Below are 516 nucleotides of genomic sequence, written 5' to 3'. Positions count from 1 at the left end.
CGGGAACTGGACGGCGTGGACTTGTCCGCGCTGCTCGCGGGACTGGCCCACGCGGCGTCGCCGGACGTGGCGCTGCAGCTCATCGTGCGGCTCATCGAGAACCACCCGGAGGTCGCGCGGCGAATCAACGGGGACCCCCGAGAGTCCGAGACCATGTTCCGCTTGCTGGGTGCGTCCGAGGCGCTGGGGGAGTTCCTGCTGCGCGCCCCCGAGAACCTGGACCTGCTGGACATCCCGCCCGTGGACGAGCCGAGGGCGGACCGCGCGGAGGTCTTCCGTGCGGCGCTGCTCGAATCGGTGGGCGCCGATCCGCAGGCGGACACCCCGGTGGCATCGCTCACGGGACAGGACGCGCACAAGGCGTTGCGCGTGGCCTATCGCCGCGGGCTCGCGCGCGTGGCCGTCCGGGACGTCGGGGCCGTGGACCCCGTGGCCTACATGCCCGCCGTCGGCCGGCAACTCGCGGACCTCGCAGGCGCTGCCCTCGAAGCGGGGCTGGCCGTGGCGCGCGCCCAC

General features: G+C 74.2%; 1 pseudogene. It reads left to right on the top strand.

Annotation, left to right across the window (positions count from 1 at the left end):
* Positions 1–15: 15 nt before the first annotated feature.
* A pseudogene (locus RF644_RS18880) lies at positions 16–516 on the top strand (bifunctional glutamine-synthetase adenylyltransferase/deadenyltransferase); the annotation flags it as partial.

Origin of the sequence: Kocuria sp. CPCC 205258 (assembly GCF_040981005.1) — a bacterium.
GTDB lineage: Bacteria > Actinomycetota > Actinomycetes > Actinomycetales > Micrococcaceae > Kocuria > Kocuria rosea.
The sequence above is the reverse complement of the archived record's forward strand: the minus strand, read 5'-3'. Positions and strand labels throughout refer to the sequence as shown.